The 23010-nt window shown below is 43.4% G+C and carries 18 protein-coding genes and 1 pseudogene; 10 read left to right on the forward strand and 9 right to left on the reverse strand.

Going from position 1 to position 23010, the window contains the following annotated elements; translation table 11 throughout:
- Positions 1 to 231 precede the first annotated feature (231 nt).
- The 4 genes and pseudogenes from groL (at position 232) to GQR42_RS16955 (ending at position 6545) form a co-directional block, all read left to right on the forward strand.
- Positions 232 to 1914, forward strand: coding sequence for a chaperonin GroEL (gene groL / locus GQR42_RS16940; RefSeq protein ID WP_158200843.1), 1683 nt, complete (start codon positions 232 to 234; stop codon positions 1912 to 1914).
- Between the two features lie 362 nt (positions 1915 to 2276).
- Positions 2277 to 3642, forward strand: a pseudogene (locus GQR42_RS16945) (GTP-binding protein).
- A gap of 299 nt (positions 3643 to 3941) precedes the next feature.
- Entirely contained in the window at positions 3942 to 4499 is a 558-nt protein-coding gene (locus GQR42_RS16950; RefSeq protein ID WP_158200844.1) for a hypothetical protein, read from the forward strand.
- Positions 4500 to 4691: 192 nt separating this feature from the next.
- Entirely contained in the window at positions 4692 to 6545 is a 1854-nt protein-coding gene (locus GQR42_RS16955; RefSeq protein WP_158200845.1) for a peptidoglycan D,D-transpeptidase FtsI family protein, read from the forward strand.
- Between the two features lie 86 nt (positions 6546 to 6631).
- Here GQR42_RS16955 and GQR42_RS16960 read toward each other — a convergent pair whose 3' ends face one another.
- The 4 genes from GQR42_RS16960 to crtE form a co-directional block, all read right to left on the reverse strand.
- Positions 6632 to 7276, reverse strand: coding sequence for a DUF3226 domain-containing protein (locus GQR42_RS16960; protein ID WP_158200846.1), 645 nt, complete (start codon positions 7274 to 7276; stop codon positions 6632 to 6634).
- 2 nt (positions 7277 to 7278) lie between these two features.
- Positions 7279 to 8436: an AAA family ATPase gene (locus GQR42_RS16965; RefSeq protein WP_158200847.1), complete on the reverse strand. Its 1158-nt coding sequence runs from the start codon at positions 8434 to 8436 to the stop codon at positions 7279 to 7281.
- Positions 8437 to 8499: 63 nt separating this feature from the next.
- On the reverse strand, positions 8500 to 8952 hold the full coding sequence (locus tag GQR42_RS16970; protein WP_158200848.1) for a divergent PAP2 family protein: 453 nt from the start codon (positions 8950 to 8952) through the stop codon (positions 8500 to 8502).
- 17 nt (positions 8953 to 8969) lie between these two features.
- Positions 8970 to 9899: a geranylgeranyl diphosphate synthase CrtE gene (gene crtE, locus GQR42_RS16975; RefSeq protein ID WP_158202501.1), complete on the reverse strand. Its 930-nt coding sequence runs from the start codon at positions 9897 to 9899 to the stop codon at positions 8970 to 8972.
- A 959-nt stretch (positions 9900 to 10858) separates the two neighbouring features.
- Here crtE and GQR42_RS16980 point away from each other — a divergent pair.
- From GQR42_RS16980 to GQR42_RS16995, 4 genes are all read left to right on the forward strand, one after another.
- Positions 10859 to 12256 carry a serine/threonine protein kinase gene (locus GQR42_RS16980; RefSeq protein ID WP_158202502.1) on the forward strand — a complete coding sequence of 466 codons (1398 nt, stop codon included), beginning with the start codon at positions 10859 to 10861 and terminating at the stop codon, positions 12254 to 12256.
- 331 nt (positions 12257 to 12587) lie between these two features.
- Positions 12588 to 13163, forward strand: coding sequence for a peptide deformylase (def, locus tag GQR42_RS16985; RefSeq protein ID WP_158200849.1), 576 nt, complete (start codon positions 12588 to 12590; stop codon positions 13161 to 13163).
- Between the two features lie 31 nt (positions 13164 to 13194).
- Complete coding sequence (locus tag GQR42_RS16990; RefSeq protein WP_002731987.1) at positions 13195 to 13392, forward strand: hypothetical protein; 198 nt, start codon at positions 13195 to 13197, stop codon at positions 13390 to 13392.
- 261 nt (positions 13393 to 13653) lie between these two features.
- The gene (locus GQR42_RS16995; RefSeq protein ID WP_158200850.1) at positions 13654 to 13971 is read left to right on the forward strand and encodes a 2Fe-2S iron-sulfur cluster-binding protein; all 318 of its coding nucleotides are present in this window, start codon (positions 13654 to 13656) and stop codon (positions 13969 to 13971) included.
- Positions 13972 to 14052: 81 nt separating this feature from the next.
- Here the strand turns inward: GQR42_RS16995 and GQR42_RS17000 are convergent, their stop codons facing one another.
- A complete protein-coding gene (locus GQR42_RS17000; RefSeq protein ID WP_158200851.1) occupies positions 14053 to 15693 on the reverse strand; it encodes a glutamine hydrolyzing CTP synthase in 1641 nt (546 codons plus the stop codon).
- A gap of 240 nt (positions 15694 to 15933) precedes the next feature.
- Between GQR42_RS17000 and GQR42_RS17005 the strand changes: the two genes are divergently transcribed.
- Positions 15934 to 16287, forward strand: coding sequence for a hypothetical protein (locus tag GQR42_RS17005; protein WP_158200852.1), 354 nt, complete (start codon positions 15934 to 15936; stop codon positions 16285 to 16287).
- A 229-nt stretch (positions 16288 to 16516) separates the two neighbouring features.
- A complete protein-coding gene (locus GQR42_RS17010; protein WP_158200853.1) occupies positions 16517 to 17917 on the forward strand; it encodes a serine/threonine-protein kinase in 1401 nt (466 codons plus the stop codon).
- Here GQR42_RS17010 and GQR42_RS17015 read toward each other — a convergent pair.
- The 4 genes from GQR42_RS17015 to ebsA form a co-directional block, all read right to left on the reverse strand.
- Complete coding sequence (locus tag GQR42_RS17015; protein WP_158200854.1) at positions 17909 to 19348, reverse strand: aminotransferase class I/II-fold pyridoxal phosphate-dependent enzyme; 1440 nt, start codon at positions 19346 to 19348, stop codon at positions 17909 to 17911. The two genes, GQR42_RS17010 and GQR42_RS17015, sit on opposite strands and share 9 nt — an antisense overlap.
- Positions 19349 to 19632: 284 nt before the next feature.
- Positions 19633 to 21447: an ABC transporter ATP-binding protein gene (locus tag GQR42_RS17020; RefSeq protein ID WP_158200855.1), complete on the reverse strand. Its 1815-nt coding sequence runs from the start codon at positions 21445 to 21447 to the stop codon at positions 19633 to 19635.
- Positions 21448 to 21487: 40 nt separating this feature from the next.
- Positions 21488 to 22564, reverse strand: coding sequence for a phosphotransacetylase family protein (locus GQR42_RS17025; protein ID WP_158200856.1), 1077 nt, complete (start codon positions 22562 to 22564; stop codon positions 21488 to 21490).
- A gap of 34 nt (positions 22565 to 22598) precedes the next feature.
- Entirely contained in the window at positions 22599 to 22976 is a 378-nt protein-coding gene (gene ebsA / locus GQR42_RS17030) for a type IV pilus biogenesis protein EbsA (RefSeq protein WP_158200857.1), read from the reverse strand.
- Positions 22977 to 23010 lie beyond the last annotated feature (34 nt).

The following is a 23010-nucleotide window of genomic DNA, read 5'->3' on the forward strand; positions in this document are numbered from 1 at the left end:
CTAAAATTCTGTTAGCTTCCCGATGCTACAATAGTTATCATTGATTTTCCGCAATTATTAATAAATCTTGATAAATTTTTATTTTTTTAACTCAATTCAGTCTGCCGTAGGGACATAACACCGTTATCTCCTCAACATCGTTATCTCCTCAATAACCGCACACCGGGGTTAGCACTCAAGCCCTAAGAGTGCTAAATTAACTATAAGGAGTCCTATCACAACAGCGATACTATGTCCAAAATCATTGCCTTCAAAGATGAATCCCGTCGCGCCCTAGAAAAAGGTGTCAACGCCTTGGCCGACGCAGTAAAAATCACCCTCGGTCCGAAAGGACGCAATGTCTTGTTAGAAAAGAAATACGGCGCCCCCCAGATCGTTAATGACGGCATCACCGTCGCCAAAGAAATCGAATTGTCCGATCCCCTCGAAAACACCGGAGCGAGGTTAATTCAGGAAGTAGCCTCAAAAACCAAAGATTTAGCGGGAGATGGCACCACTACCGCCACCATCATCGCCCAAGCTTTAATTAAAGAAGGTCTGAAAAACGTTACCGCCGGGGCCAATCCCGTCGCCTTAAGACGCGGACTAGACAAAACTATCGCCTATCTGGTGGAAGAAATCGCCGCCGTCGCTAAACCGATCGCTGGAGATGCGATCGCTCAAGTGGCCACCGTTTCTTCCGGCAACGACGAAGAAGTGGGACAAATGATCGCCACCGCCATGGAAAAAGTCACCACCGATGGCGTAATCACCGTGGAAGAATCGAAATCCCTAACCACCGAATTAGAAGTAGTGGAAGGGATGCAGATCGATCGCGGCTATATCTCTCCCTATTTCATCACCGATCAAGAAAGACAGATCGTCGAGTACGACAACCCCCTGATCCTGATTACCGATAAAAAAATCAGTGCGATCGCTGAATTAGTCCCCGTCCTCGAAGCCGTTGCCCGTCAAGGTCGTCCCCTATTAATTATCGCCGAAGATGTGGACGGCGAAGCCTTAGCCACTCTCGTGGTCAACAAGGCCCGGGGAGTCTTAAATGTCGTCGCCATCAAAGCCCCCAGTTTTGGGGAACGTCGCAAGGCGGTTTTACAAGATATCGCCATTCTCACCGGCGGTCGTCTGATTTCCGAAGAAGTGGGCTTAAGTCTTGACACCGTTAGCCTCGATCTGCTAGGGCAAGCGGCAAAAATTACCCTAGAAAAAGACAATACAATTATTGTCGCCTCCGGAGACAGCCGCAATAAGGCCGATGTGCAGAAACGTCTCGCCCAACTGAAAAAACAGCTAGAAGAAACCGATTCCGAATTCGATAAGGAAAAATTACAGGAACGCATCGCTAAATTAGCCGGCGGTGTGGCCGTCATTAAAGTCGGAGCAGCCACAGAAACCGAACTCAAGGATCGCAAACTCCGCATCGAAGATGCCCTCAATGCCACCAAAGCCGCCGTGGCAGAAGGTATCGTCCCGGGCGGTGGCACAACATTGATTCACCTGGCTTCTAAGGTGAAGGCTTTCAAAGCTTCTTTGACTAACGATGAGGAAAAAGTCGCCGCCGATATCGTCGCCAAAGCCCTAGAAGCCCCCCTGCGTCAGTTAGCCAACAACGCCGGTGTGGAAGGGGATGTGATCGTGGAAGGTGTGCGCGATACCGCTTTTAGCATCGGTTACAATGTCCTCACCGGCAAGTACGAAGACTTAATCGCCGCCGGAATTATCGATCCGGCTAAAGTAGTACGGTCAGCCGTTCAAAACGCCGCTTCCATCGCCGGTATGGTCTTAACTACGGAAGCCCTCGTGGTCGAAAAACCCGTTAAAGAAGCCGCAGCCCCCGATATGGGCGGCATGGGCGGCATGGGCGGCATGGGCGGCATGGGCGGCATGGGCGGCATGGGCGGCATGGGTATGATGTAATTCCTGATGCCCTCTGGCCCTTGAAAATAATCTCATGCAATTGAGCCAATCTGTCCCTTTTCTGGTTAACATCGGCATTAGGGACAGGTTTTTTTTCCTCAACCACAGAGCAAGAATAATTTGAGTAGTTGCCATAACCCCCCTATTTCTTTGAGTGCCATTTGGCTAGAGTCTTTATCCTGCCTACCTTTGAACCTCTTTGTCTCCCCTTGAGCTTCGCTGGTTTCTTTTCAGTGATCACTGTTCACTGATCACTGAAAAGTCTCCCCATCTCCCCTAACCCCAGATAACTGCATCTAAGTTACCGCCCCGAAACTCTACAATAAAGGCAGCAGCATCAATAAACAGTTAAAAAATCAACCGTGACCAAGACCCCTTCCCTCGAGGAAACTCATTACAATCAGGCTAAAGCTAGTTTACAACAGGCTTTAACATGGTATGCCAGTTTTCGCCGCCATTGGAATTATCCCCCCAATCCCCAACTTCAGGCCGCCGTTAAACAGGATTTGCAGTCCCTCAAATCGGCCTTAGATAAACTGGATGAAACGGTGATTCGGGTGGCGGCCTTCGGGTTAGTCAGTCGCGGTAAATCCTCGGTGGTAAACGCTTTAGTCGGTCAAAAAGTCCTGGCAACCGGACCCCTGCACGGGGTGACACGCTGGCCGCGATCGGTGCGTTGGACAGCAGCCACGGGTAAAATTCAGATAGAATTAATCGATACCCCCGGATTGGATGAGATTGAAGGGGAAGCACGGGCGAATATGGCCCGGGAAGTCTCTAAAAGTGCCGATTTGATTTTATTTATCGTAGCGGGGGATATTACCCGGACCGAATACGAGGCCTTGGCAGAATTGCGCCGGGCAAAAAAACCGCTCATTTTGGTGTTTAATAAGATTGACCTCTATCCGGAAGCCGATCGCCGCCAGATTTTTCAGCAGTTACAGAGATTAGGAACCAATCGGGCTGAAAAAACGTTAGAAGATTTGTTAACTACCGATGAGATAGTTATGGTAGCCGCCGAACCGCAACCGATTCCCGTCCGGGTGGAATACCCCGATGGGCGCGTGGTGAGTGAGTGGGAAACCCCTCCCCCCCAAATTGAGGAGCTGCAAGATAAACTCTTAACGATTTTAAATCGGGAAGGGCGATCGCTGCTGGCCTTAAATGCTTTAGTGCAAGGGCAAGAAGCGGAGGAAAATATCGCTAGAAAAAACCCTGGAACTCCTGGACAGTCAAGCAGAGGAAATTATCTGGCAATACGCGAAATATAAGGCTTTAGCGATTGCGGCTAATCCGATCGCTATTTTAGACCTACTGGGGGCTTCAATCGTCGATTTGACTCTAGTTCGGGCTTTAGCTCGTTTGTACGGCTTGCCGATTACCAGTCACCAAGCCGGTCAACTCTGGCGGACTCTACTTTTTAGTAGTGCGGGGTTGCTGGTGGGGGAAATCCTCGGCAGTGTGATTATCGGTCTGGGCAAAACGGCAGCGGCAGCAGCGAGTATTTTTGAAAATCCCACCTCTTTAACCCTCTACGGTAGTACCGCTCTCCTACAGGGAGCAATTGCCGCTTATGGAACCTATATCATCGGGAAAGCCGCCAAAATCTATCTAGAACGCGGTTGTAGTTGGGGGGCATCCGGACCGAGTACAGTGATTAATCAAATTCTTGCTCAAGTTCATCCGCAAACTATCTTATATCGTTTACGTCTAGAACTAGAACAGTGATTTTCAAGGAAAAAGTAAAAAGGAAAAAAGGCAACAGTTATCAATTAAATATGGTTCTTCGTTACTTGGCATGGTTCGATCGACTAAATTCTTATCTGGCAAGAGACTTAATTGATTAGTTCGTTCTAGCGCAAAAACAATTGACAAAAATCGCAGCAATGTCTTTTTCTATAAGGGTTTCATCCCTTATAACCCCATCCATCGCCTAACACGAACCACTGACTCCTGATGACCGACTCCTAATTTGAGAAACTTAATTTTTGACAACGACAACTAGCTAGAAATATTGAGAGAAAATCATGTCTGCTGCCCATAAGTCCTATATTCCCGTTCCCGTTCCTGGCCAGAAAAGCCAAGCGACTCAACGTCGTCCCCAGTCGCGGATAACTTCCCCCAACCCCACTACTAAACCAGTTACTCAATCCCCCCCGACTCCCACCGTCAAACCAGCGACTAAATCGGTGGCGAGAGTTCCCGTGGCCCCGACACAAAAACAAGTGGCCTCGCGTCAATTACGTTCCCTTTGCCTCCTAGAAAGAATAGTGGCCGTGATTACTTTTTGTCTGTTGGGTTCGACTCTGGGAATATATGCTTGGACGGTATATATTCCCAAGGTTTGGGACAAAGAATTTGCTAAACTGGAAACACTGCAACGTCACGAGCGCCATCTTTTGGCCACCAATGAAACCCTTAAACATCAACTAGCTCAACAAGCAGAAAAACCCGAAACCGGATTAACTCATCCCCAACCCTTCCAAACTATCTTTTTACAGCGTAAATCTGCTCCTAACCTGAAACCGGCCCCCGCTTCTCAACCCCAATCTACCGTCAATTCTCGACCAAGAAGTGCCTATTAATAGTTATCAGTTAGCAGTGGGTAAGTTAACAGTTATCAGATGTGAGTTTTTAACTGTGCAGTATTAAATAGAAGTTTCCTACTGTCTTTTTACTGATTACTGTTTACTGATTACTGTTTACTGATTACTGTTCACTGCTTACTGCTTACTGCTTACTGCTTACTGCTCACTGATAACTGAAATATACTTCTCATGACTGACACAAAAAGACCCAGATTTAGAGGTAAAGAAACTCGATCGCCCTCTGGGAGAATCCGGGACAGAAAGTCCTATTTAAACGACAAAAAACGGCAACAACAGTTAAAAAAATTGCCTTTAAGTAACGGGCGATTGATGGCGGTGTGGTTGATTTTAGTGATGGGTATTTTGGGTTTAGCTTGGCGTTTGTACCAACTACAAATAGTACAAGCACAGGAATTACAAAAAAGAGCCAGACAACAGCAAACTACAAGTATTAGACCCTATATTCCCCGGCGGGCGATCGTCGATAGTAATGGCAATGTTTTGGCGACCGATCGCTTGATTTATACTCTTTATGTACACCCAAAACTGTTTGCTATTCCGGCCGCAGAAGTGGCTGATAAATTAGCGCCTTTATTAAATATTCCTACTAATCAACTGATGCAAAGATTTAAAGAAAAAGAAACAGGAATTCGTTTAGCCAATCAATTAACCGAATCCGTGGCTAGGGGCTTAAAACAATTATCTCTTGACGGTGTAGAATTAGAGGAAAAATACGCTCGTTATTATCCCCAAGACGATGTAGCAGCCGACGTGATTGGCTATGTAGACAAAGAACATCGTGGCCAAGCAGGATTAGAGAGAGGTTCCAGTCAGTTATTAGAAAGATCTCCTTTTTCTGTCAATACAAGACGCATGGGAGACGGGCGAATTTTACCAGCTTTTGTTCCCGATGGTATCTTTCAATTTGATGAATTACAGTTAGAAGTAACCCTCGATTTAAAACTACAAAGAGCCGCCCGGACAGCCCTGCGGGAACAGCTAAAGAAATTTAATGCTAAACGGGGAGCCGTCATCGTTATGGACTCCCTTGATGGTTCTCTTTTAGCCCTAGTTTGTGAGCCAACTTTTAACCCCAATGAATACTATAAAGCCAATGTGGCTCTATTTAAAAATTGGACCGTAGCCGATCAGTACGAACCGGGGTCAACTTTTAAACCAATTATTATCGCCTTGGCCATGGAAGCAGGGGCAATTCAATCTAGTACAGTAGTCAATGATCCGGGGGCAATTACTGTCGGTCCCTGGACGATTAAAAATGCCTCTAAACAGGGTTATGGGGCGCTAGATATGGCCCGAGTCCTGCAAACCTCTAGTAACGTGGCCATGGTGCAAATTGCCCAAAAAATGGGGCGAGTTGATTTCTATAAAAGTTTATTAGGATTGGAAATAAATCAAAGGGTTGGCGTAGATTTACCCGGAGAAGTGGCAGGATATCTCAAACCCGAACCAGAATTTCTCGATAATGCCATTGAATCGGCCACCGCTTCCTTTGGTCAAGGTTTATCCCTAACGCCTTTAAAATTAGTACAATTGCACGGTGCGCTGGCCAATGGTGGCACCCTGGTAACTCCCCATCTGATCAAAGGATTAGCCGACGACCGCGGCCGTTTGCACTGGCAGCCCGATTATCCCAGCAAAAAAGTCTTTTCTCCCACCGTAGCCCGGCAAGTGGTGGAAATGATGGAAACCGTCGTCAGCAAGGGGACGGGGGTAGCAGCCCAAATCCCCGGTTATCGCATCGGAGGTAAAACGGGAACCGCACAAAAAGCTAGTCCGACGGGGGGTTATCTACCTAACGCTAAAATTACCAGTTTTGTGGCGATTTTACCGATCGAATCGCCCCGTTATGTGGTTTTGGTGGTGGTGGATGAACCCAAGGGTGCCAATACTTTTGGCTCCACTGTTGCCGCTCCTGTGGCAAAAACGGTGATGAATACGCTCATTTCCCTCAAAGGTATCCCCCCCACTTCCAAGGTCGCTCCGGCGGCTTCTCAGACCGATAAACCCCCGCGGCACGATTAATTTAAGTCTTTTTGCAAGAGGTTTTATCTAACAAAGCACAGAGAAATATTATCGGGCTTTCATTCCCATGTCGATCCATACTTCTCTCAAATCTCATATAACTCCTGTAACCATCTCAAAAAAATTGCTGATTGGGGATGGGATTGATTAAGTATTCTTTGTTTGACTGCATCGTGCAGTTGTTTCCCCGGCGGATCTTGCCAAGCTAAATAGGTATGAATATTAGCCTTATCTAGATGATAATCCCTATAGGTTGCCCCTTGTTGTTTTGCCTCTATCACCTTGTTTTGTGTATATTGCCAAAGATTATTATCGGGAACTAAATAGGCTAAAAAAGTCTCTAACATCCCTCTCGATTGATTATCGGGCATCATCCACACACCGAATTTTATACCCGATTCTAGAGTTATAATTAATCCCGCTGCTGGTAAATTTTGAGGTAAGTTAGGGATATTTGGTAAACAGGCATTATATAAACTTTGCCAACGATTATCAGGTTCTTCGTCTGCATCTATGATAATTCCTAAATGAGTTAGTCCACTATCATTGATTTCGTTGTAAATATTATCCCGATCGAGTAAATTATCAATACCATCAGCTGGTTTAATATAGATAATAGCTGTGTCTTTTTTCTCTCCCCAAGAGATGCCATGAGCTTCTGCTAATTCGGGAATAACTCTCATTTCTTCTCTTCCCTCTACCAAGAGTTTTTTAGGATGTATTTTGGTCATTTTTAGCGAACCTCAATATCTCTTTCAGAAGCGAGGTAAATTTGTCTAGTATTGAAGGAAACTGCTTTTTCCTTGTCCTTATCTATCCTTTGAATAGTAATCTCATTATCAGCAATTTTTTCTTCGATAATTAATTCGGCTAAACTTTGCCAACAATCGCGGCTGTGAGTGGTGGCGAATACCTGAATATTGAGTCTTTTGGCGGTTTCCCAGACTACTTTCCACATATCAGTCATGACAGTAAAATGCAATCCGCTATCAATTTCATCAACTAATAAAATTCCATTTTCAATGTTAACCATCGCTAAAACTAATCCTAACATTCGCCAAAATCCATCGCCTAAACTGCCAATAGGTATAGGTTGATCATGATTTTTAATTTTGATTAAAAACCCACCTCTAACACCTAGATTATTTGAAGTTAAATACTTGCCAGAACCAACACTGGCTATCCTTTCAATTTTTGGCTCAATAATTTTCAAAGATTCAATAATTAAATCTTCTAAAGGAGAGAGAACAATGTTATCAAAAAGTGCTGCCATATCAGAACTTGTTAGAGAAAATGGTGTTAAGAACTTCAATTCAATTTTATTATCAATACCTATTTTATGGGAAATTCTGCTTAAACTAGCTATTCTTCTTATAGAATCTCTGGCAAGAGTACCGTTGGCAAGAAGTTCCATTTCAATAGGTTTTTGTGAGCCAATCCATCCAATACTTAAAAGAAGTTTACCCCATTCCTCATTGTCGAAATTGTGATCATTATTTTGATTTAGATCATCATTTTTGTCTGAAAATAAAGATAGTTGTATAGGAATGCTTTCAACAGAAATGGTAACACTTGCTAGATAGGATTTGCCATATCCACTGATGATAATTTTTTTACTTGGGATGATTTCATGCCCATGAAATAAATGACAAATTTCAAAAACTTTAGTGCGACTAGGTAGATTACTTTCTGACCAACCAAACTCACCTCTATAGCTAATAGTTTCAAGAAATATATCTATATTATTCTGAGCATACAAAAACTGAATCGCTTCTAAAATAGAAGTTTTACCGCTATTATTTTTACCTACTAAGAGATTAATTCGACCAAGATTGGCCATCTCAAAATTCTGAAAACCGCGAAAGCCTTCAATTTTTAAGCATTGTAACATGAGTGATTACCCCAGATTTTAGTTATTAAATCTAGTTTATCTCAACCCCAGAAAACACCTCAATTAACGACAGAGCAGCACCATGGCGATACCGATACCTAAACTTAAACCGACCAGCACTTGAAAAGGAGTATGACCAATTAATTCCTTTAAACGTTCCTCGTTAAATTCCTTGCCTCCCTGGAACATTTCATCGATAATTTGATTGAGAATCCGGGCCTGTTTTCCCGCTGCCTGACGCACTCCGGCCGCATCATACATAACAATAACCGCAAAAAGCGCAGCGATGGCAAATTCGGCACTAGACCAACCCATCTGTAATCCTACCCCAGTAGCCAAGGCCCCCACCAGCGCCGAGTGAGCGCTAGGCATTCCCCCCGACGAGACTAGATAGCGCAGACTCACCTTACCATCGCGGATTAACTCAATCAGCGCTTTTAGTCCCTGGGCAGTGAAACAAGCTAAAAGAGAGATTAGCAGTATTTGATTGTGTAACACCTGCTGGAAGTCCTGCATAATCTCACTCGTTTAATTTAATTTTTACGATTAACAATATACTCGGCGATGGCCCGTAAAGGTTCAGCGGCCTCATCGTAGCTACTCAATTCACCGATGGCACTATCTATTAACTGTTGAGCTTGCTGGCGGGACCCTTCTATCCCCCAGAGACTAGGATAGGTAGCTTTTTGTGCCTGTAGATCCTTGCCGGCGGTTTTGCCTAATTCCTCCTTTGTCGCCGTGATATCGAGAACATCATCGATAATTTGGAAAGCCAAGCCAATATTTTGGGCATAACGGGCTAATTTAGCTATATCTTCCCCTTTTGCCCCCGCTAAAACTGCCCCCGACACCACAGAAGTCTCCAACAGGGCCCCGGTTTTCTGAGTATGGATAAAACCGAGAGTTTCTGCCGAAATATCGGGTTTTCCTTCAGATTCCAAGTCTAAAACCTGACCTCCCACCAAACCCGCTGCCCCGACCGTGCGACCTAAACTAGCAATTACCTCTAAAATCTGTACGGGGGGAACATTACGAGTCTGGGTAGCCACATACTCGAAAGCGTAGGCCAGGAGACCATCCCCAGCTAAAATAGCGATATCTTCGCCAAAAACCTTATGATTGGTTAATTTCCCGCGTCGGTAATCATCGTTGTCCATGGCGGGTAAATCGTCATGAATTAATGACATCGTGTGAATCATTTCTAGGGCGCAAGCGGTGGGTAAAGCCATCTCCAGGGAACCCCCCATCAATTCACAGGTAGCCAGACATAAAATTGGTCGCAGACGTTTGCCGCCAGCGAGGAGAGAATAGCGCATCGCCTCGTAGATTTTGGCGGGATTGCCGATAACTAAAGAGCTATCCAAAGCTGACTCGACAATTAACCGCTTTTCCTCCAGATAGGAAGCCAGAGAAAAGCTCTCGTTTTTCCTCACTTCTACTCCTCGTTCGCCCCTAGTAACCATGTCTTTTTGTCTTGAACCGACTGCTTTTAAAACTATATCAGGAAACTCCACCTCGATCGGAATTAAACTGACTGCTCCCTTGTACACCAATCTGTTGACTATAGACCTCTTGTAAAAATCGAAAATCTTCCCTTAGGACAGGAGACTCCGAGACAGGAGGAGAAAAAAGACAACAGACGACTACAATATCCGTACAAACTCTGATTATGTCAAATTTATCCAGTATTTTAGATATTCTCACCTGATAGCAGCTCAAGAGATTAATTACGCCTTCAGACTACATCGCAGCGCCGCAGTTGAGATTCTGAACATTTGTACTAAAATTTCCCAGACGGAGAGGGACTAATTTTCTTTTCTGATGCCTATTTTCTCTTTTAACCTAAACCTCTTGCATAATTAATTTTTCAGGGTTCAAAAACGGCAAAAATAAGGATTAAATTGCATAAAATCTGTAAATAGACCATTTAATTGATTATTATTCATTCTTAATTCTCCTGACTACTGACTACTGACTCCTAACCCTAACAACAATTTTTGATTTTTACAAGAGGTCTCCTGAAAAAATACATCCCTCAGCCTAGTCCAGGAATTGGCGAAAAACGGGCGATATAATTGAATTTCGCCGCAGTTATCCTGGGAGACGCTAAAGTTTTGATGATTCGGTCAAACTTCCTTTTTCTTAGCTTGCGGTTGAGAAATTTCTCGATTAGCCCATAATTAGGATTATCCTAGGAATATATTGGGGTGCATCTCAATTTTGGAGAAATATCTAGATGACATTTTGGGCGTTGGGTGCTTGGGCTTTTGGGCGCACGCGGTGCGCCCCTACCATTGGCACAATAATATTATTATTGTAGGGGCGAATTGCATTCGCCCTCTTTGAATAACTTCTGCTGCTCACCATAAGTGAGAGAGTGAGAGAAAGTAACAAACAAATATGAGATGCACCCATGTATTGTATGCTGCTAGGGCAAATTTTAAGCGATCGATACCAAATTCAAAGTCAGTTAGGTAAACAAACCGGAAGACGCACTTTTCTCGCCCAAGATCTAAAAACGGGTACTACTGTTGTCGTCAAATTATTAATCTTCAGTCCCGATTTTGAATGGACAGATTTAAAACTCTTTGAACGGGAGGCCGAAACTCTTAAACATCTAGATTGTCGCTCGATTCCTGAATATATCGACTATTTTGAAGTTCGCACCGATACCTATCAAGGTTTTGCCCTTGTTCAGAGTTATATCGAGGCTAAATCTCTCAAGGAACAGATAGAAAATGGTCGCAAATTTAGTGAAGCAGACCTGCAAGAATTAGCTAAATCTATCCTAGGTATTTTAATTTATCTCCATGGACTTAATCCGCCAATTATTCACCGGGATTTGAAACCTAGTAATATTTTACTAAAAGATCGCTCTGGCCATAGTATCGGTAATGTTTATTTAATTGATTTTGGTTCTGTCCAGACTGTTGCTCAACAGGAACAGGCTACTTTAACTATCGTCGGAACCTACGGTTATATGCCACCCGAACAATTCGGTGGTCGCACCGTTGCCGCTTCTGATTTATACAGTTTAGGAGCCACTTTAATCTATCTAGCTACAGGCATTCATCCCGCCGATTTACCCCAAAAAGATGGCAAAATTCAATTAAATAATTTAGCCAATTTAAGTCCTGCTTTTGTTCATTGGTTAGGGCAGTTAATTGAACCTAGTCTCGAGAAAAGGTTTATTTCAGCACAGGCAGCAAATCAAGCTTTAAATACTCTCCACGAAATGCAATTAACTTCCTCAAACCTTGAAAAACCCGCCGGGAGTCGGGTACAGTTGCAAAAAAGCGGGGAGAAAATTATAATATCTTTACCTCCCGAAGGTTTTACCCCTAAATTAATTTTTCCTGGAACCTTTGCCATCGCTTGGAATGCTTTTTTATTAGTATGGACAGGAGGAGCCATTTCTATTCCTCTGTGGATGAGTTGGTTTTTTCTGCTCTTTTCCTTGCCCTTTTGGTTTGTGGGTTTAGGAATGCTTGGCGGGATTATTTATTGTCTCAAAGGGGAGGAAATTATCACTATTGATAGTCAAGAAATTGTTGCCATTCAGCGAATTTTGGGTTTGACACTTCCGGGCAAAAAGAAAATGGCACGGCAACATATTAATAAACTGGTGAAAGCTGATGGTTATCATACCAAAGATGACGATGGCGATCGAGTTTATGTGCCGATGGCTTTAACTATTTGGGCGGGGACTAAAGAATATACTATTAGCAGTAAAACAAAAGAATATCTGAGCAAACCCGAAATTGAATGGTTAGCAGCGGAATTAAGTCAATGGTTAGGAATACCAATTACTAATAAGTAGCTGGTTACAATCAACTTTTTTCTCCCTTCTCCCCACTCCCCCACTGATTACTGATTACTGCTTACTGATAACTGATAACTGATAACTGATAACTGAAAAATATCCCCTCTCCCTCACTGATTACTGATTACTGATAACTGAAAAATCTCCCCTCTCCCTCACTGATTACTGATTACTGATAACTGATAACTGAAAAATCTCCCCAACCCCCCCTCCCTGATATGGACGAACTGTCTGTGATCAGTGTAAAATTTTATGAAGGGTCTGGGTTTTTTTGCCCCAGAGCCAGTGACTAAGATCAAAATTGTGCATCCCATCGATAATTAAGTTTATGAGCGCCACTATTACCGTAGAAAAACGCAAATTAGAAAAGCCCCCTTTAGAACTGCATTATCTCGGCGATCGAGTCTTGCGTCAACCGGCCAAGCGGATTACTAAAGTCGATGACAGCATTCGTCAATTAGCCAGAGAAATGCTGCAAACTATGTATAGTTCCAATGGTATCGGATTAGCGGCTCCCCAAGTGGCAGTTAATAAACAATTGATTGTCATCGATTGTGAACCCGATAAACCCGAAAATACGCCCCTAATTCTGATTAATCCCCAAATTATCGGTTATAGTCGGGAATTGTGCAAAGCGGAAGAGGGTTGTTTGAGTATTCCCGATGTGTTTTTAGATGTCATCCGTCCCCAAGCGATCGAAGTGAGTTATAAAGATGAACAGGGCAAACCGCGAAAACTGCAAGCTAACGGTTTACTAGCGCGGGTAATTCAACACGAAATGGATCATCTTAATGGTGTCATGTTCGTGGACAGAGTAGATAACGATTTGGCACTCAATGAAGAATTAAAAAAACACGGTTTTTCCGTGCAAGCGGTGAAACCCGTCGAGAAAGTGACAAAATAAAGGCATTAGTGAATTTAGGTGAGGAGTGAAGATGACCCCGAAAAGCGGCGTTTTATTGTTATTATCCTGTATTGCAGCGATCGCTGGTGTGGGTTGTGTCTTTGAAATTAGTTCAGGAGAACCGGATTTAGGCAATACCACCACTGGCTTAATTCTAGCGGCAAGTGTACCATTAACAGCCCTATTTTTTTGGGCGGCGGTTAAAGACACGAGAGCCAATTACAAGTAGAATAACTTCCCCTTGGTTATGGGAAAATTGGCATAATTTTCATGAGCAGAAGAGAGAATGTATTTCTCTCTTTTGTTTCTTTTAATTACAGGGCAAATTGCCAGAAAAAGTTACTACTTTTCAGTATCTTATCATCTTTTATGACAATCAATTATATGCCGACCGGTGAAAACCTGATTAGGTACAGATTTCCCCCCTCTCTTCTATATCCGCAATCTAGAATGATAAAATAGGTGAAGTTCAAAGCATCATTCATTAGCCATGACCACAACCTACAAAGTAGAAATTTCTCATTTAGGAACAACACAAACGATCGAAGTTAGGGAAGATCAAACTATACTACAAGCGGCCTACGATGCGGGAATCGACTTACCCAGTTCTTGCAATGCGGGCGTATGTACTACCTGTGCCGCTCAACTTTCCCAGGGTAGCGTCGAACAAAGTGATGGCATGGGATTATCCCCCGACCTGCAAAAAGAAGGCTATGCTTTGTTATGTGTGGCCTATCCTCGCTCGGATATTAAACTGGAATCTGGCAAGGAAGAAGTGGTTTATCAACGTCAATTCGGAAAACCCTAGGCCAAACTGGGGGTAAGATGACAAATTTTCGGGGGTTTCCCCCCAAAAAACCAGATTTTGAGCCAATAGAACCAGCAAACCCTAACTAATAGCTGAATGCTGACTACTCAGGGAGAACTTTTGCTCTCTACCCTTGAGGGCCGCTTTCATGAAACCAGAAAAGAGAGGATGAGCTTTATTGGGACGGGAGCGAAATTCGGGGTGAAATTGGGTAGCAATAAAGAAAGGATGTTTTGGTAGTTCGATAATTTCCACCAAACGACCATCAGGAGAAGTGCCACTCACCAGATAACCAGTCTCAAAAAAGAGACTACGATAGGCATTATTGAACTCGTAACGGTGACGATGGCGCTCATAGATAACCTCTTGACCGTAGAGAGAGAAAGCTAGACTATCGGGATTTAAACGACAGGGATAGAGACCTAAGCGCATTGTTCCCCCTAAATCCACCACATCTGCCTGTTCTGGCAGTAAATTAATCACTGGATTCGGTGTATCCTCTTCAAATTCGGAACTATTGGCCCTTTCTAATCGGGCCACATTGCGACCCCATTCGATAATCGAACACTGCATCCCTAAACAGAGACCCAAGAAAGGAATATTATTGACCCTAGCATACTCGATCGCCTTAATTTTGCCATCCACACCCCTAATCCCAAAACCACCGGGTACAACAATACCGTCAACACCGCTTAAATGAGCTTCGGCCGAATCTTTATCCACATCTTCGGCACTTACCCAACGCAATTCTATCTCGCTATTAAGGGCAATAGCTGCGTGTTTAAGGGCCTCCACCACCGAGAGATAAGCGTCCCCCAACTGCACATATTTACCAACAATAGCTATCTCTAATTTTTGACCGGGGGATTGCATCTGTCGGATGAGATTTTCCCACTCCTCCAGATGGGGGTATCGGGGACCCAGGTTTAATAATTCTAGGGTTTGTTGCGCTAATCCCTCTTTTTCCAGATTGAGAGGAACTTCGTAGATGCTGCTGGCATCCTGAGCAGTAATCACCGATTCCACCGGCACATCACAGAAAGCTGAGAGTTTTTCTTTTAACCCCGGTTGTAGGGGTAGATGACAACGACAGACTAACACATCCGGTTGAATGCCGATCGATCTTAATTCCTTGACCGAGTGTTGCGTCGGTTTCGTTTTCATCTCCTTAGCGGCCGGAATCCAAGGAATTAGGGTAACGTGCATATAAATCACGTTATTTCGACCCACATCCTTCCTAAATTGCCTAATTGCTTCTAAAAAAGGCAAGGATTCGATATCTCCCACCGTACCACCAATTTCTGTGATGACAATATCGGGGTTGGTATCTTTGGCCACCCGGAGAATCCTTTCCTTGATTTCGTTGGTAATATGGGGAATTACCTGCACAGTTCCCCCCATATAAGCACCACGGCGCTCTTTATTCAATACCGCTTGATAAATCGAGCCAGTAGTCACGCTATTGAGACGGGAGAGTTCCGTATCGGTAAAACGTTCGTAGTGGCCAAGGTCGAGGTCGGTTTCGGCCCCATCATCGGTGACAAATACCTCTCCGTGTTGAAAAGGACTCATCGTACCTGGATCCACGTTGATATAGGGGTCTAATTTCAGAATTGAGACGGAATAATCCCGACTTTTCAACAATCTTCCCAAACTAGCAGCGACAATTCCTTTCCCAATACTGGAAACGACTCCCCCGGTGACAAAGACAAATTTACTCATAAAATTTTTCCTGCGATCGATTATACCTAGCAAGGGGTGAGAGTTTTCGGGATGCGGCGGTGTCATTTTCCCAGATTTCATTATAACCAGAGGATCTATCCCCCGATCCTCGTTTTAGCTCCCTCTCGAAAATCTATTCGACCACAGCTTAATCTGTCTTCAGTCACCTTCATCCCGATCATGTAAATTTTCCGCTACAATCGAGAAGACTAAGACTCAGGCAATTGTAAACTATTATTCATGATAGATTTTAATACTCTCGCTGAATTTTCTCGCCACTATTGCGTCTCGATTTGTGCCTTTTTAGTACCCGCTAACTTAGTAACCACCCTTTTAACCGTTCTTTTTCTCTATTTTGGTCGTCCTACCCGTCAAATCTTCCCCATTGCTTCCCTAGCTTTGTTGTTCGCTGTCACCATGTTTCTCCACGTCGCCACTTGGTTAATGATTGGTGTGGTTATGGCCCCCACTTTTATCCTCTTTGGACTGGGTTTAACCTGTTTTGTGATCAATTTTCAAGCCATTTGCGATCGCCAAAGTTTGGAACAGTTATTACACACTGGGGTTAATCGTCTGGCCCGCTCATTCAACTAAAAAAAGCACCGAGACTTCCCACCCCACCATGAAGATAACCGCTAGATCTGGCTGAATTTTTTTCAGCCAAAGACTTGACAAACTCCAAAATTTTTGCTAACCTTGTAGTATAATGGGAATCCGTGTCGGCCTACAGACCCCCTTTTTAACTCTTTCTCAAGAATAAAAATTTTAACCCGAATTGCCGGTAGTAGCTAAACTAAGAGCAGTACCAAGGGAAACGGTGATTATGGAAGTTATTTGCACGCGTCCCCACTGTCCGAGACCGCGTAATCAGTGCCTAGACCTAGACGATAACAATCGCTTAACCTCGATCGAGCAGAAATATTGTATTACTTGCGGGATGCCATTAATTTTGGGGGGACGTTATTTACCAGAACGTCTATTGGGACAAGGGGGATTTGGGGCAGCATTTTTAGCAGTAGATCGTTATAGTCCCAAAAAAGCTAAATGTGTACTCAAACAATTTCAACCTTCCGGTAATTTAAGTCCGCAAGCTTTAGAAAAAGCGAAAACCTTATTTTTTCAAGAAGCGCACGTTTTAGAAGATTTAGGACGAGAACATCCCCAAATCCCCGATCTCTATGCTTTTTTCCCTTTAAAAGTCAAGAATCAATTAACGGGAGAAGAAGAGCAATTTTTTTATCTGGCCCAGGAATATATCGACGGTAAAAACTTAGAACAAATTCTCCAGCAGCAACAAAAACCCTTTCAAGAAAGTGAAGTTAAAAACATTCTCAAAGAACTACTTCTTATCCTCAAATTTATTCATGAAAATGGTTCCATTCACCGGGATATAAAACCATCTAACATCATGTTATCCAAAAATGGCCGCCTCTATTTACTCGATTTTGGGGCAGTAAAACAGGCTACCAATAATCCCAATAATACACAAGAGAAATCCACAACAATTTACTCGGCTGGATTTGCTCCTCCCGAACAACAATTAGGCAATCAGGTATCGGCAGCCACAGATTTATATGCCTTAGCAGCTACCTGTGTTATACTCTTAACTAATCGCGATCCTGATGAGCTATACGATCCGCAAAAACAGTTCTGGAATTGGCAAAATTATGCCCCTAATATTAGCTCAGATTTAGCCCAAGTATTCAATAAAATGTTACTAGCAAATCCCCGGGATAGATTTCAATCCTGTGGAGAAGTTTTAACCGCTTTAAATCCTCCTCCTCCATTTTCCCCATCTCCTTCACCTTCTCCAATTCCCCCATCTCCTCCACCTTCTCCAATTCCTTCATCTCCTCCATCTCCTCCAGTGATGAGAAAAACTTCCCGCTTTTCTCTTGGAGAAACTTTCGCTAATGCTGCCTTTACAGGGTTTGAGGGGACATTATTAGTAATTGCCTTAAATAGTTTAGTTCCCTCGGCAGGAATTGTCATCGCCTTTATGATCTTAGGTGGCTTAGTTTTGGCATTATTTAAAAAAGTGATTGAAGGGAAAGATTTACCGATTCTAGCAGCAATTACCCTCGTTTTCCTGTTAATTCCGCAACTGCAAGGAACTCTAAGGTTTCCTGAAATTGCTATCATTGCCGTGATGGCAGCCATTGGAGCCATTGCTATTACCGCCTTTTTCTGGTTAATATATCAGATAATTTTGCGATTATTTTAAAACCCTGAAAGTTGCCAAATTATCATCACTACCGCCGGTAATCGTGCCACCGAGGTCTAAAATAGTTTGCAGATAGTCGAGGATTTCCTGCGAAATTAACTCTCCCGGCATCAAAACGGGAATACCGGGGGGATAGGGACAGATAACATCAGCACTAAGACGATCGAGGGCATTTTTCCGGGATACTATCTCTGTAGGGGCAAAAAAAGCCTTTCTAGGAGAAATAGCCAAATTTCCCGTGACTGGGGGAGGAGTGGGGGGTAAACTGGTAGAGGAAGGGGATTTCAGGCATTGAAAAGCAGTAATTAGGCGATTAATGTGTTCGCGATGGTTGCCGATGGAGATAATAAAAGTAAGTTGGCTGAAAGTCGGTAATTCTGCGGTGACAGCGTATTTTTCTCGCAAAATATCGTCTATTTCGTAACCAGTTAAGCCAAAATCTTTGACAATTACCGTTAAACGAGTGCGATCGAACCAGTGACAACCCGGGATAGAATGGGGAAAGTCTAAAACAGAGATATTAGGAATTTTATTGAGTTCTTTTCGGGCGATAGCGGCTAAATCAAGAGTTTTGCTCAGTAAATCTAGTCCTTGCGTCGCCATTTGCTTTCTAGCACTATCAAGGGAAGCGAGAAGCAAATAACTAGGGCTAGTGGTTTGAACTAATTGTAAGGCTCGATCGACTTTTTCGGAACTAATGCGATCGCTTTTTAAGTGTAACATCGATGCTTGAGTTAAGGCCCCCAAAACCTTATGGGTGGACTGAATAGCCATATCGGCGCCGAGAGACAGGGCAGCCGGAGGTAAATCGGGATGAAAGGCAAAATGCGCCCCGTGAGCCTCATCGACGAGCAGCGGGATAGAATAATGATCGGTAATCTGGGCGATAGTTTTTAAGTCACAGCAAACCCCTTGATAGGTGGGAGAGACTACCATCACCGCTTTAGCGTCGGGATGGAGTTTTAGGGCATTTGCGAGGGATTGGGGGGTTATATTTAAATTTAGATCGATAGTGGGATTATATTCAGGATTGATAAAGATAGGTTGCGCCCCAGAGAGAATTAAGCCCGAAATTGCCGATTTATGAATATTTCTCGCCAAAATAATTTTATCTCCCTCGCCGCAAGTGGCTAAAATCGCCGCAATAATGCCACAACTGGAACCATTGACTAAAAACCAGCTTTTATCTGCCCCAAATGTCTCGGCTGCTAAAATTTGCGCTTCTTTAATCACTCCCGTCGGGGCAAACAAATTATCCAGGTCGGGTAATTCGGGTAAATCGGCTTTAAAGACGCTTTTTCCCAGTAAATTACTTAAATCTTCCCCGATTCCTTCCCCCTGCTTATGCCCTGGCGCATAAAATGGTACATCTAAACTATTGACTTTTTTTTGCAGTTGTGATAATAACGGAGCGGACTCTGGCGAAGGCATTTTTGCAAGGAAGTGGGGGGTTTGTCAGTTATCAGTAATCAGTAAACAGTAATCAGTAAACAGTAATTAGTGAAGATTGATCGGTGAATATAGCGTTTTTCAGTCTGCTGAGGTACAAAAGTTATAGGTTTTAGGCAAAAGGCAAAAGGCAAAAGGGAAGAAAAATAGGTGTACCTCACTAGCTTAGGAAACGCTATAATATCATTTAAAACTTAAAACTTAAAACTTAAAACTTATCACTTTAATCTGATAACTGATAACTGATAACTGATAACTGATAACTGTTAAATATCTGTGCCTAACATTTGCAGTTTATATAAACTAGCGTAGAGGCCGTCTTTGGTTAATAAATCTTCATGGGTTCCCGATTCGACTAATTCCCCGCGTTTAAGAACAAGAATTCGATCGACATCGCGAATAGTCGAGAGACGATGGGCGATAATAATCGCAGTACGATCAACTAAAATCTGTTCTAAAGCTTCTTGAATTAATACTTCTGTTCCCACGTCTAAACTAGCGGTAGCTTCATCTAAAACTAGAATTTCGGGGTTACGAATAGCGACTCTCGCAAAAGCGAGTAATTGTTTTTGTCCTCCCGATAAATTTGCGCCCCGTTCCCGTAAAAGAGTATGATAACCATCGGGTAACTCCTCGATAAAGTGATCGATATTGGTTAATTTAGCCGCTGCCTTCACTTGCTCAAAATCATAATTTTCCCCTAAAGTAATATTGCGAGTAACATCGCCAGCAAAGAGAAAAGTTTCTTGGAGAATGACACCGATATAACGTCTTAATTCCGCTTGGGGAAGATAACGGATATCGATACCATCCACTAGAATTCTGCCCTTACTCGGTTCGTAAAGACGACAGAGAAGACGAATAATCGAACTTTTTCCCGCACCGGTGGGACCGACTAAAGCGACTTTTTCCCCTGGATGAATGGTAAAATTGAGAGCTTTGATAATATATTCATCGGGTTTATAACCAAACCAAACATTTTCAAAAATAATCTCGCCAGTTTGACGTTTTTCTGGAAAATAAAGCTCTTTAGAACTGTTAGGATCGGTGATTTCAATGGGAATACTAATTAATTCACCAATGCGTTCTATAGCAGTAAAACCCGCTTGAAACATGGTAAATTTTTCCGCAAACTGACGCAGGGGATTAAAGAGACGCTGAGAGAATAAAATAAAAGCTGATAAAACTCCAAAATCAATGGTTTTCTGGAGAATAAAAATACCGCCTAACCATAATACTCCTCCCACGGCAATTAATCCGATCCATTCCAAAGTAGCTGAGACGGCAGAATCATAAAAAATTGTTTGATCTAGGGATTGACGATATTGAGTATTGATAGCGCGAAACATTTCAGCATTAAAGCGTTCGCGGCGAAATAATTGAACAATATTGACTCCGACTACATTTTCCTGTAATTGGGCATTAAGTTTTGATAATTCCTCGCGTACTTGATAGTTAGCGCTGCGGTATTGTTTTTGAAAAAAGATAATTAAAGCGGTGACGGGAAATAACATCAACACCAACAATAGAGCTAATTGCCATTGCAAGGTAAACATGGTGATGATAATAACTAAAATATTGACCAGATCACTGACAACTCCGATCGCCCCACTAGCAAAAACTTCTCCTAATGCTTCCACATCGCTGGTTAAACGAGTGACTAAACGTCCCACGGGAGAGCGATCAAAAAAACTAGAGGAAAGGGAGGTGACATGGGTAAATAAATCTTCCCGGACATTAGCAGTAATTGACTGACCGACTTTCTGCACTAGATAACCTTGTGTTGTCCCTAAAATCAGTCGTAAAATAATCGAAACCGACAGGATAATAATTAGGGTATTAATGGCTGCTGTTAAGGGCATTTGAGCCAAAAAATCCCAAGTTTGTTCCTTTTGCAAAAGGGAGACCGCTTGACCGATAATTAAGGGTTGGACTGCCCCCGTGAGAGATAGGGGAAAAAGAAGTATTAATGACCAAAATAGCAGGGCTTTTTGCTTTTTTGCGTAGGGAAGTAGTCTTAATAATAAGCTCCAGTCATTTTCTTTGACCGGAGGGGACACAGGTGAGGATGATAGACTCATGAAGGGATTTCCAGTGAAATTCTCGGCAGCCGGGGAGAAATTACGCCCCTATTGTTAACTTTTCTAACAGGCGATCAATCTGGAAATGTTCCTCCATTAATTCTCGAATACAAGCGACTTTTACCTGTTCCTGTAAGCGAATCTTCCCGAAGGCCTGATCGACGATTTCCACGGTGGTGAGAGTATCTAAATTTACCGAGAGAATTGGTACTTCTAAATCCTCGGCCCGGTCTAAAATCAGAGGCTCTGGAGAGATGGAACCGGTTAAGATTAAACAGGTGGTGGAAGTTTCTAGGGCAGCTAACTGTAGGTCTGTGCGATCGCCACCCGTAATCACGGCCATATTTTCCCCCTTGCGAAAATATTCTAAAGCGGCGTTGACATTCATTGCCCCGATCGCTAAACTTTCTACCATCCAATCCAAACGATCGGGCCGACATAATACTTTGGCCCCCAAAAGATGGACGATTTCCCGAACACTAATACTACGCAGCAGTTTACTAGCGGGTAACAGTCCTAAAACTTCCACCCCTTGGCCAGCGAGATAGGGTTTCAGGAGAGATTGTACTTCCTCCCAATCATCGGCAGGGATATCACTAATCACTACCCCCAGCAGCTGATTATTTAATTCCTGTCTTGCTTTCAGCAGACTCTCGGCAATCAGGGGAGAACTATAGCGGGCCACCAATAGGATCGGAGTCTGGAGAATTTTGGCCATCTCCCCCATTGATAACTGAAAAATACTGCCTTCCCAGAGAGTCCCCGGCCCTTCGAGGAGGGTAATATCACTGTTAACCCGATCGAGATAGCCCGCAAGAATATTGCCGTAGTCCTGTTGATCTGCACCTTGTAGACGTTTAGCAACGGAATCCACATCCGTATAGATCAGGGGTAAACGCAGCTGCTCGGGGGATAATTCTAGTAATTGCCGGATAAATTCTACATCCTCATCGACCAATTGCCCATCGACGTAGCCCGGACAATTGCCCACTGGTTTGCCGTAACTTATCTCTAGTCCTTTTTGTCGCAAGAGATGCGCTAAACCGACTACAGTTCCCGATTTACCACTGAGGGGTTCCAGGGAAGAAATAAGTATAGATTTGGCTGATTTCGCCACGATTTGCTCCTTTTAACCCGTACAGTCCCGACTTTTATTCTTCAAATCGCAGCAGTTTCCGATAAAATCCCTGCGAAAAGTCGGCCGAACCTAGCTGCTTAAAGGTTTTAATCGCATCGATGAGATATTCGATCAACTCGGAGTTAATAATCGTCATCTCATAGCTTAGGTCGGCCTGTCCTTCAAATTGTAAACGACAACGGGTCAATTCCGAGGGCAATTTTGATACATACCAAGACGCTACAAAGGGAATCCCTTTACTGCTTTCTATGCGACGACGACCTTCTAAAGATCCTGCTTGATACAAAGCGATCGCATAGGGCAGGATACTATGTTTGTCCTTGGCATAGTAGGGCATATATACTACCACATCGGCCTTATTAGCGGGTTCTAATTGTTCGATAGTCGGCATAATTAGTCAATTCTTTTTTGGTTCACAGCCAAGT

The sequence above is a fragment of the Microcystis aeruginosa FD4 genome (assembly GCF_009792235.1).
GTDB classification, from domain to species: domain Bacteria; phylum Cyanobacteriota; class Cyanobacteriia; order Cyanobacteriales; family Microcystaceae; genus Microcystis; species Microcystis viridis.